The sequence below is a fragment of the Pseudomonas sp. Irchel 3H7 genome (assembly GCF_900187605.1).
Classification (GTDB): Bacteria; Pseudomonadota; Gammaproteobacteria; order Pseudomonadales; family Pseudomonadaceae; genus Aquipseudomonas.
The window spans coordinates 72,872-83,080 of sequence record NZ_FYEA01000018.1; the positions used below are offsets into that span (position 1 = coordinate 72,872).

Genomic DNA, 10,209 nt, shown 5'->3' on the forward strand with positions numbered 1-10,209 from the left:
TCAAGGAACCTTGTTATGAGCGAAGCCATCCGTTACGAAAAAGGCCAGGACGCCATCGTCGTGCTGACCATCGACATGCCGGGCCAGAGCGCCAATACCATGAACGCCGTGTACCGTGAGGCCATGGCCGCCTGCGTTGCACGCTTGGTGACTGAAAAAGACCAGATTGCCGGGGTCATCATCACCTCGGCGAAGAAAACCTTCTTTGCCGGCGGTGACCTCAACGAACTGATCAAGGTCGGCAAGCCTGAAGCCAAAGCCTTCTATGACATGGTGCTGACCCTCAAAGCGCAGTTGCGCACCCTGGAAACCCTCGGCAAACCGGTGGTTGCGGCGATCAACGGTGCGGCGCTGGGCGGTGGTTGGGAAATCTGCCTTGCCTGTCATCACCGCGTGGCTTTGGAGGATGCATCGGTGCAACTCGGTCTGCCGGAAGTAACCCTCGGCCTGTTGCCGGGCGGCGGCGGGGTAGTGCGCATGGTGCGCATGCTCGGCATCGAGAAAGCGCTGCCTTATTTGCTTGAAGGCAAGAAGGTGCGGCCGCAACAGGCATTGCAGGCGGGGCTGATCGATGAACTCGCAGCGGATCGCGATGAGTTGCTGGCCAAAGCACGAGCCTGGATCGTGGCCAACCCGACAGCGGTGCAGCGATGGGACGTGAAGGGTTATCAGATTCCGGGCGGCACGCCGTCGAACCCGAAAGTCGCGCAGATGCTGGCAATTGCACCGTCGATTTTGCGCAGCAAGACTCAAGGGACGATGCCGGCGCCGGAAAAGATCCTCTGCGCGGCGGTGGAGGGCGCTCAAGTCGATTTTGATACCGCGCACTTGATCGAAACCCGTTACTTCACCGAACTGACCACCGGGCAGATTTCGAAAAACCTGATCGGCACGTTCTGGTTTCAACTCAATGAGATCAACGCCGGTGGTTCGCGGCCGCAGGGCTTTGCGCCTTACAAGACGCAGAAGCTCGGCGTGCTTGGCGCAGGAATGATGGGCGCGGGTATTGCGTTTGTCAGTGCTTCGGCGGGTATTGAAGTGGTGCTCAAGGACGTCAATCTGGCTGCTGCCGAAAAAGGTAAAGCACACTCTGCCGCGTTGCTGGACAAGAAAGTCTCTCGCGGACAGATGGATGCTTCAAAGCGTGATGAGGTGTTGGCGCGGATCAAGCCGTCCGAAAATGATGCCGACCTCGCGGGTTGCGATCTGATCATCGAAGCGGTGTTCGAAGACCGCGACCTCAAGGCCAGGGTCTCTGCTGCAGCCCAGCGAGTTGTTGGCGCCGAAGCGGTCATCGCCTCCAACACGTCGACGTTGCCGATCACCGGTCTGGCGGCTGCCGTACCGGATCAAAGCAAATTCATCGGCCTGCACTTCTTCAGTCCGGTGGAAAAAATGCCGCTGGTGGAAATCATCAAGGGCGCGCAGACCAGCGATGAAACCCTCGCGCGCGGTTTCGATTTCGTTGTGCAAATCAAGAAAACCCCGATCGTCGTCAACGACAGTCGCGGCTTCTTCACTTCGCGGGTGTTCGGCACCTTCACCAACGAAGGTATTGCCATGGTCGGCGAGGGCGTGAGTGCGCCGATGATCGAGACCGAAGCGCGCAAAGCCGGGATGCCGGTCGGACCTCTGGCGATCTCTGACGAAGTTTCCCTCAGCCTGATGAGCCATATCCGTCAGCAAACAGCCAAGGACCTACAGGCAGAAGGGAAACCGCTGATTGAGCACCCGGCCTTTGCCGTGATTGACTTGCTGCTCAACGAATACAAGCGTCCGGGCAAAGCGGCGGGTGGCGGTTTTTACGATTACCCAAGCGGTGCACAGAAACATTTGTGGCCCGAACTGAAGACGCGATTCGAGAAAACCGACGGGCAGATTTCGCCCAAGGATGTGCGTGATCGGCTGCTATTTGTACAAGCCATTGAAACCGTGCGCTGTGTGGAAGAGGGCGTGCTGACCTCGACAGCGGACGCCAATGTCGGCTCGATTTTCGGTATCGGGTTTGCGCCGTGGACCGGCGGTGCGTTGCAGTTCATCAACCAATACGGGGTGAAAGATTTCGTCGCTCGCGCGCAGTATCTGGCTGAGCAATATGGCGAGCGTTTTGCGCCGCCCGCGCTGCTGCTGGATAAAGCAGCGAAAGGTGAAATGTTCTAACGGCAACGAGCATTCCAGGGCTTGCCTTGCCAAGGTGTTTCAGGGCAGGCTCTGGGGTGTTCATTATTCCCATCACGTGTCAGGTATTTTTTATGTCGCTACGCATCTGCATTCTGGAAACCGACATCCTGCGTCCGGAACTGGTCGATCAATATCAGGGTTACGGGCAGATGTTTCAGCGCCTGTTCTCGCAGCAACCGATTGCCGCCGAGTTCACCGTCTACAACGTGATGCAGGGCCAATACCCGAGCGACGACCAGACGTTCGACGCGTATCTGGTCACCGGCAGCAAGGCCGATTCGTTCGGCACTGATCCGTGGATTCAGACCCTCAAGCAATACCTGCTGACGCGTTACGAGCGCGGCGACAAACTGCTCGGCGTGTGCTTCGGCCATCAACTGCTGGCGCTGCTGCTCGGCGGCAAGAGTGAGCGCGCCACGCAAGGTTGGGGTGTCGGCACCCATAACTACAAACTCGCGGCCAAGGCGCCGTGGATGAGCCCGGTGCGTGAGGAACTGACACTGCTGATCAGCCACCAGGATCAGGTCACAGCGCTGCCGGAAAACGCCACGGTGATTGCTTCCAGCGATTTTTGCCCGTTTGCGGCTTACCACATCAACGATCAGGTGTTGTGCTTCCAGGGCCACCCGGAATTCATCCACGATTACTCGCGTGCGCTACTGGATCTGCGTCAGGAAGCGTTGGGTTCGCAGATCTACAGCAAAGGCGTAGCCAGTCTGGAGCAGGAACACCATGGCGCTACGGTTGCGGAATGGATGATGCGGTTTGTCGCGCACAAGCCAGAAACTGTCTAAGGCCAAAAGCTTCGCGAGCAGGCTCGCTCCCACATCAGATTTTCGGTGCGCCACCGATCAATGCGGGAGCGAGCCTGCTCGCGAATGTTCCAGACAACTCGGTCCGCTCTACAACCACCCGGACTTCTTGAAGCTCGCCCACAAACTCACGCATCCCACCGTAATAAACCCCAGCACACCGAAGTAGCCATAGTGCCAACTCAGTTCCGGCATGTTCTGGAAGTTCATCCCGTAAATCCCCGCCACCGCCGTCGGAAACGCCAGAATCGCCGCCCAGGCAGCAAACTTGCGCTGCACCACGCTTTGCCGTGAAGCCTCAAGCAACACACCGATCTCGATGGTCTGGCTAGCGATATCGGCCAGTGTGCTCAGGTCTTCCATCTGCCGCGTTACGTGGATCTGCACATCGCGGAAGTACGGGCGCATGTTCTTGTCGATAAACGGGAAGCTCAGCTTCTGCAGTTCCTCGCCAATTTCCACCATCGGCGCCGCGTACCGGCGCAGGCGCACGACATCGCGGCGCAAGCCATGCAGCTTCTGGATGTCACGCTCGTTCAACGCGCTACACAACACGTTGCGTTCCAGTTCATCGATTTCGGCATGAATGGCTTCGCCCACCGGTTGGTAGTTCTCGATGACGAAATCGAGCAGCGCATACAGTACGAAATCTTCCCCGTGTTCCAGCAAGAGCGGGCGTGCCTCACAACGTTGGCGGACATGGGCGTAGGACGCCGAGTGACCGTTACGTGCCGTGATGATGTAGCCCTTGCCGGCAAAGATGTGCGTTTCGATGAACTGCAGAACGCCGTGTTCGCGGATGGGCGAGTAGGTGACGATAAACAAAGCGTCGCCAAAGGTTTCCAGCTTCGGCCGACTGTGTTTTTCCAGGGCGTCTTCAATGGCCAGTTCGTGCAGGTTGAACTGACGTTGCAGATTGGACAGCTCCTGAGCGTCCGGCTCTTCCAGACCGATCCAGACAAAGTGACCGGTTTTCGCGGCCCAGGCGGCGCCTTCGTCGAGGGTAATATTGGTGACTTTCTTGCCTGCGCTGTATACCGCAGCAGCAACAACTCGACCCATGGTGGTGATTCACTTCTTCTTGGCAGGTGGCAGGGAATACAAGGCTTCAGCTTAGCCGTGTCGCTGCTTGAGAGTCAGTGAAATCTGTACAGTTCACCGGGCAAAAGAAAACCCGCGCAGGGCGGGTTGTCTTCTTAGGCGGCTTGCAGTTGCCGGTCCATCGATTCAATGCACTCGCGCATCTGCTCGCGGCACTGATGGATGAGCATGGGCATGTCATCCATGGTCAATCCGACTGTAGGAATCGCCGGCAGCGAGCGTATGAGGATTTTCCCGCTGCGCCAGCGATTGAGGCGCATGTGCTTGATGTAGCTGCTGACGCAAACCGGAACGATCGGCACACCGGCGGCAATCGCCATCTGGAACGCGCCTTTTTTGAAGGGCAGCAATTCTTCGCCGAGGTTGCGCGTGCCTTCCGGGAACACCCAGATCGAGGTGTCTTCGTTCTGCAAGGTATTGGTAGTGGTGAGCATCGACTGGCGCGCCTTGTGCGCATTGCCACGGTCGATCAACACATTGCCGGCCAACCAGAACAATTGCCCGAACAACGGAACCCACTTGAGGCTCTTCTTGCCAATGCACACGGTTCGACGCGGCACTACGTTGCCGAACACGAACAAGTCATAGTTGGACTGATGGTTGGCGATGATCACGCAGCTGTCAGGTTTGTTCATCAATCCACTGACATCGGACTTCACCCGTAAACGCAAAATACACATTGCCGGCAGCGCGTAGAGGCGGGCGCACAGTCGGCTGTTGTCCGGATTGAACGGGCGGCAGATCCCGAGAATCACTCCGAGCACGCCGGCCAGAATAAAGTGCAGGCCCATCAATAACATACGAAACACGAACAGCATTTTCAGGCCCCACCGGGACAAAAGGTGGCGCAGTGTACGGATGTGCACTGTTTTCGGCAATTGCCACTATAGAGTCCGGAGATAGCCGATGTTTAAGCGCATGTTTCCGAATGGAGGGTCAGACCTGTCCTAGAGCGGCCGCAGACTTTTAAACCAGGCGTGCAAGAAAAAGCCCGACACGACGGTCGGGCTTTTCTTGAAGAGATAAACGGGTGGTTAACCCAGGTGTTCCTGATCCTGGATGATCGCGTTATCCAGGGTTTCCAGCAGCGCCTTGCGTACTTTCAACTTGGTATTCTTGTGCGCGAGCATGTTGATCTTCTTCAACTGACGCGCAGCGGCGAGGGCGGCAGCTTGCAGCTCCTCGGCGGCAACCACCTTGTCGAGGAAACCGGCATCTACAGCGCTTTGCGGATCGAACATCTCGCCGTTGATCACCGAGCGGTGGAACGCCGAGCGACGCAGACGATCACGCGCCAGTTCGATACCGGCGTGGTGCATGGTCATACCGATCTGCACTTCGTTCAGACCGATGCTGAACGGTCCGTCGACACCGATACGGTAATCGGCAGACAACAGAATGAAAGCGCCCTTTGCCACGGCATGACCCGGGCAAGCGACGATCACCGGAAACGGGTGGGAGAGCAGGCGACGCGCCAACGTCGACCCCGCAGTTACCAGTGCCACCGCCTCTTTAGGGCCGGCAGTCATCACTTTCAGGTCATAGCCGCCGGACAGAATCCCCGGCTGACCGGTAATGATCACGATGGCACGATCAGTTACCGCCTGATCCAGCGCCGCGTTGAATGCCGCAATCACGTCCGGAGAAATGGCATTGACCTTGCCGTTGCTCAAAGTCAGGGTCGCGATACCGTCTTCGAGGTGGTAGGAAATCAACTCACTCATGACGCTATTCCTTGTAAGAAAGATGGGCAGACGTTACCCACCGCCGCAGGCCAGGTAAAGCGCCGTGACTGACCCGCCAGTCACCGTTTCCCGGCCCGTCCAGCGTGGCGAGGCGTTCTGCTTCTATATAGAAGGGCCGCGCCCACCGAAGATTGGCCGGTTTGCCATGGGCTGCCAGCGGGCAAAACGACTTTTTCTCTTAACCGCATGAAAATTCTGAAAAAAAGTTTGCCATCGCAAAAGCTTTCGACTACATTAGCGCGCCTCGACAGACAGAACATGTTTGAAGAGATACGGTGAAGTGTCCGAGTGGCTTAAGGAGCACGCCTGGAAAGTGTGTATACAGGAAACTGTATCGAGAGTTCGAATCTCTCCTTCACCGCCACATTCAGTACACAAAACCCCTGATTTCGAAAGAAGTCAGGGGTTTTGTGGTTTCTGGCGTCTGGATTTTATTGGCAGCGGCGTGAAGTCCGCTTTGAGCCATTACAATCGCGAATTTATTCCTCCGTATAGGGACGACATCCATGATCATTTCCACCACTCATACCATTGAAGGTCGGCAAATCACGGCATACCTGGACATTGTCAGTGCCGAGTCGGTGCAGGGCGTCAATGTGATTCGTGACATGTTCGCCGGTATGCGCGATTTTTTCGGCGGACGTTCGCAGACGCTAGAGCGGGCTTTGAAGGAGGCGCGTGTTCAGGCCACCGAAGAAATCAGGGAGAGGGCGCGTGCTTTGCAGGCGGATGCAGTGGTCGGGGTGGACTTCGAGATCAGCATGCCTGGCGGGAAGGGCGGGATGGTTGTGGTGTTTGCGACGGGGACGGCGGTGAAATTGCGCTGAATGTCGATCGCTGGTCATGTGAGCCCGTCCAGATAATGGATGGGCTCTTTTTCTACGCCATCAGCCCTGTGGCTTGAGGATTACGGTGCCTCTCGAGTCGTAGGTCAGTGGTGTGTCGATGGCGACAAGAGTAGGCGTGTCCGAAGGTTGGCTCGGTTGCGCTGGCTCGCTTGGATGGTAAATGACACCAGGCTGCAGAATCGGCTTGTCCGGATACTTGATGGTGATTTCACCGGAAGCGATCTTGTCCTTGAGCAGTTCACCCCCGGCTTTGCCGGCAGCGATTTGTTCGTCCGTGAGCTTTACGACGGGTAGATTCGGGAATCCGTTGATTTGCATGTTCTCTCCTTGAGATTCATTTGTATGAAAAAGGGCAACGGCCTGTCGGCAGAATTCTTTAGCAAAGCAAGACCAGCGGTTCGTGGTCGAGTTTAATTTTTTTGAGGCCACTCGTCGGGCGCCAGCTAATCTGAATCACAAGTCCAAGAGTGACCAACTAGTCTCAAAAGCATTGGAGGTCGATATTTTTCAGGCAAAACGGGTTTTGCCGGTGTCGATCTGTTGCGAAGGGGCGAAGATATGACTGATCCGTATATCGAAGACGATGGCGCTGAATTTTCCTTCAACAACTGCGTACGGTGCGGCCAGACTGAGTATCAGTCTGGATTTGGCGAAGATCCAGTGCAGATCGGCAAGATCAAATCCACGGCACCCAAGGGACCGAAGGCGAAATTTCTCCCCAAGGTCACCACGCGAGCCAGAAAATAATCTTTGTCTGAATAACCCCGTCATCGATCGGGGTTTTTTATGACTGTGCGTTTGAAGAAATTTCTTACATTCGATGGCGGCAAAAATCAATTTGCTTTCACAAACTTTTCACGTCTGCCGCAGTAGGGTGAAGCCATCCGTTAGAAAGCAAGTCTCCAGCCCGTCTCCCCAGCGGGCTTTTTTTTGCCTGTCATAAAACCTTTTGCGGAATCGCTGTCCAATCGGCGCCATGTGCGCGAAGCCTCTGATTTCGTCTGGACTTTTGCGCGGCGACGGCATTAAATCCCGGCCCTTTTTGTCATCCCTATTTTGAGGTTTACGTCATGCGTTTAACACTGCCCGCTCTGGTTCTGGGGCTTCTGGTTGCTCAAGGTGCAATGGCTGCCGGTGATGGCACTGCGGCGCTGGGCGGTGGTTTGGGTGGCGCGCTGGGTAATGTCGTCGGCCAGAAAATGGGCGGCAGCACTGGCGCGGCCATTGGTGCTGGCGTAGCAGGCGCGGCGGGCAGCGCAGTGGCGGCGCGCAAGGGTAGCCGCACCAAAGCGGCGATTGGCGGCGGTGTTGGCGCAGCCGGTGGTTCGGTGATCGGCAACAGCCTGGGCGGCAAGACTGGCGCCACGATTGGTGCTGGCCTGGGTGGCGCGGCTGGCGGCGCAGTGGGCAGCAACTTGTCCAAAGGACACAAGCGTCACTGAGACTGATCGTTTATCAGAAAAAGCCCGGCTCGATGTCGGGCTTTTTCATGGCTGAACGTTTTCCCGGTTTGCGTCTCCAATCTCACATAGGCCCATGTCTGGGCGGACTGTCCCGCTTCGGGAACTGTGAGGTTCATATGCGCTTGTCATTATCTGCACTGTTTTTCGGTTTGCTGGTAGCACAAGGGGCGATGGCCGCTGGTGATGGCACCGCCGCTGTGGGTGGCGGCCTGGGCGGCGCGCTCGGCAATGTGGTCGGTGGACAACTCGGTGGCAGTACTGGCGCAGCGGTAGGTGCAGGCGTTGGCGGCGCGGCCGGCAGTGCCGTCGGGGCGAACAAACGCAATCGAACCGAAGCCGCCATTGGCGGTGGTCTCGGCGCGGCGGGCGGCTCGGTCGTCGGCAACAGCCTCGGCGGCTCGACCGGTTCGACCATTGGCGCTGGGTTGGGCGGCGCGGCCGGTGGTGCGGTCGGCAATAACCTCGGTGACGATGGCGGATCTCATTCGGGTGGTGGCCACAAGCACAAGAACAAACATAAAAACCGCCATCATTGATGGATGGTTAAACGGAAACCCGGCATTTTGCCGGGTTTTTTGCATTCACTTGTCGGACTCCGGAACGATTGGCTGTAAGGCCTTTCGAACGTTATACACGCCACGAGATGATGAGGTTTGCCATGACTCCCGAAACTGAAGGCAAGGAAGAGAAGGGTTCGAGTGGATTGCCGTTTATCAATGACCCGGGGAATGAAGATCCGGGCTCACTGATGGATGATGCGACGGTGCCGCTGAATGATTCGGATGAGGCGGATATGGAGTATGAAGAGGATGAGGATGAGCAGTGAGCGTAATTATTAGATTCACACCTGCTTTTGGCGTGATCGCCGATTTTTTGGGGCCTGTTTTTCTCAGGCCCTTTGTGAGGTTCGAATAATACTTGCGACTCAGAATGAGACGTCAATTCTTTCGGCAGTGATTTTGACGAACTGTCCGTTGAGGTGCGGATATTCGAAATGAATGCCTTGATCCGCGAATTCAATTACAGACCGGAAAGAGTCCCCATCCATGTAACCATAGATATCACACGAAAACCCATCGTCTAGCATCTCGATACGTGGTTCTTCATGTTCTGCTTTTATGATGATTAATTCGTCAGGCAGGACCATTTCGAATTCGGCCTCATAATTTCTTCCTTCTTCAATGACTGATGGACAGTAACCTGCGAAGCATCGGATGCTCACACTTTGAACGCTAAGCACAATCAATTCTTCGATGATTGGATCGATTTCAATTATTTGTACGAGATATCTCTTAGTCATGGGCCGGCCTCACTGTTTTATCCTTCGCATCGCCATTTATCGTTCGCCATAATTCCTTTCCGCTTTTTGCGTGAAGGGTTGTGATTTCATTGTTTTGATTTGTTCCCAAAAAAGCGAATTTAGCCTCTCCCTTTCGGTTGTTTCCCATAAGTTTCAGATAGCCTGATCGGGTCTCACCCTTGTATTTATACTCAATTCGTGTGCCATGATTTACCAAAAATCTGGCCATGCTTAAGTATTCTTCTTTGCTCTCGGTTTTGAACTCTGAACCATGCTTTTGAAAGTGGTCATCAAGTTTATCTTCGCTACCAAAATCTTTTGGTGGTGATCTTGTTGTTGGAAGTCTAGGCTCACCCTCATCTACCTTAGCCCCAGCAACCCCACCCGGCACCTCACACCCAGGCTTATTCGGCGGCGGGCAGTTGGAGTTCAACCCCAACGGATCCACCCACCCCGTCGGATTCGGCACGTACTGGTACTGATTCAACCCACCGGCCAACTTGATCGGATCCGGCGTCAGATACCGCCCCAGCCTCGGGTCGTAGTACCGGTGCCGGTTGTAATGCAGCCCACTTTCCGCATCGAAGTACTGTCCCTGAAAGCGCAGCGGCTGGTTCAGGTAGTCCTCGCCAGCCAAGGTCAGTGCGGCGATTTTGCCGTAGGCGTCGTATTGCGCGGACCAGACGATGTCGCCGCTGTAGTCGGTGAGTTCCTGCGGGGTGCCGAGGTGGTCGAGTTGGTAGTAGAAGGGGCAGGCTT

At 56.0% G+C, this 10,209-nt stretch carries 13 protein-coding genes and 1 tRNA gene; 8 read left to right on the forward strand and 6 right to left on the reverse strand.

The window, feature by feature from the left end:
- Window positions 1–15 precede the first annotated feature (15 nt).
- Window positions 16–2,160, forward strand: a complete 2,145-nt coding sequence (locus CKW38_RS27290) for a 3-hydroxyacyl-CoA dehydrogenase NAD-binding domain-containing protein (protein WP_095114353.1) — start codon at window positions 16–18, stop codon at window positions 2,158–2,160.
- Window positions 2,161–2,252: 92 nt separating this feature from the next.
- A complete protein-coding gene (locus tag CKW38_RS27295; RefSeq protein WP_007914071.1) occupies window positions 2,253–2,975 on the forward strand; it encodes an amidotransferase in 723 nt (240 codons plus the stop codon).
- Window positions 2,976–3,083: 108 nt separating this feature from the next.
- Here CKW38_RS27295 and CKW38_RS27300 read toward each other — a convergent pair whose 3' ends face one another.
- From CKW38_RS27300 to CKW38_RS27310, 3 genes are all read right to left on the reverse strand, one after another.
- On the reverse strand, window positions 3,084–4,055 hold the full coding sequence (locus tag CKW38_RS27300; RefSeq protein ID WP_007914072.1) for a magnesium and cobalt transport protein CorA: 972 nt from the start codon (window positions 4,053–4,055) through the stop codon (window positions 3,084–3,086).
- A 134-nt stretch (window positions 4,056–4,189) separates the two neighbouring features.
- Window positions 4,190–4,912, reverse strand: coding sequence for a 1-acyl-sn-glycerol-3-phosphate acyltransferase (locus CKW38_RS27305; protein WP_095114354.1), 723 nt, complete (start codon window positions 4,910–4,912; stop codon window positions 4,190–4,192).
- A gap of 216 nt (window positions 4,913–5,128) precedes the next feature.
- On the reverse strand, window positions 5,129–5,818 hold the full coding sequence (locus CKW38_RS27310; protein ID WP_007914074.1) for a crotonase/enoyl-CoA hydratase family protein: 690 nt from the start codon (window positions 5,816–5,818) through the stop codon (window positions 5,129–5,131).
- 295 nt (window positions 5,819–6,113) lie between these two features.
- Here CKW38_RS27310 and CKW38_RS27315 point away from each other — a divergent pair.
- Window positions 6,114–6,203: transfer RNA gene (locus CKW38_RS27315), tRNA-Ser, on the forward strand.
- A gap of 142 nt (window positions 6,204–6,345) precedes the next feature.
- Entirely contained in the window at window positions 6,346–6,666 is a 321-nt protein-coding gene (locus tag CKW38_RS27320) for a YbjQ family protein (protein ID WP_007914076.1), read from the forward strand.
- A 60-nt stretch (window positions 6,667–6,726) separates the two neighbouring features.
- On the opposite strand, the gene CKW38_RS27325 is transcribed toward CKW38_RS27320, so the two are convergent.
- On the reverse strand, window positions 6,727–7,005 hold the full coding sequence (locus CKW38_RS27325; protein WP_007914077.1) for a hypothetical protein: 279 nt from the start codon (window positions 7,003–7,005) through the stop codon (window positions 6,727–6,729).
- Window positions 7,006–7,245: 240 nt separating this feature from the next.
- Between CKW38_RS27325 and CKW38_RS30500 the strand changes: the two genes are divergently transcribed.
- From CKW38_RS30500 to CKW38_RS30260, 4 genes are all read left to right on the forward strand, one after another.
- A complete protein-coding gene (locus tag CKW38_RS30500; protein ID WP_095114355.1) occupies window positions 7,246–7,434 on the forward strand; it encodes a hypothetical protein in 189 nt (62 codons plus the stop codon).
- Window positions 7,435–7,757: 323 nt separating this feature from the next.
- Window positions 7,758–8,129, forward strand: a complete 372-nt coding sequence (locus CKW38_RS27335; RefSeq protein WP_007914079.1) for a glycine zipper domain-containing protein — start codon at window positions 7,758–7,760, stop codon at window positions 8,127–8,129.
- A gap of 137 nt (window positions 8,130–8,266) precedes the next feature.
- Window positions 8,267–8,686: a YMGG-like glycine zipper-containing protein gene (locus CKW38_RS27340; RefSeq protein WP_007914081.1), complete on the forward strand. Its 420-nt coding sequence runs from the start codon at window positions 8,267–8,269 to the stop codon at window positions 8,684–8,686.
- Window positions 8,687–8,808: 122 nt separating this feature from the next.
- On the forward strand, window positions 8,809–8,976 hold the full coding sequence (locus tag CKW38_RS30260; protein WP_007914082.1) for a hypothetical protein: 168 nt from the start codon (window positions 8,809–8,811) through the stop codon (window positions 8,974–8,976).
- A gap of 99 nt (window positions 8,977–9,075) precedes the next feature.
- Here the strand turns inward: CKW38_RS30260 and CKW38_RS27345 are convergent, their stop codons facing one another.
- Window positions 9,076–9,450, reverse strand: coding sequence for a hypothetical protein (locus CKW38_RS27345; protein ID WP_095114356.1), 375 nt, complete (start codon window positions 9,448–9,450; stop codon window positions 9,076–9,078).
- Window positions 9,443–10,209 (reverse strand): RHS repeat domain-containing protein (locus CKW38_RS27350; RefSeq protein ID WP_176472381.1); only part of this gene is annotated, 767 nt, incomplete at its 5' end. The genes CKW38_RS27345 and CKW38_RS27350, both read right to left, overlap by 8 nt.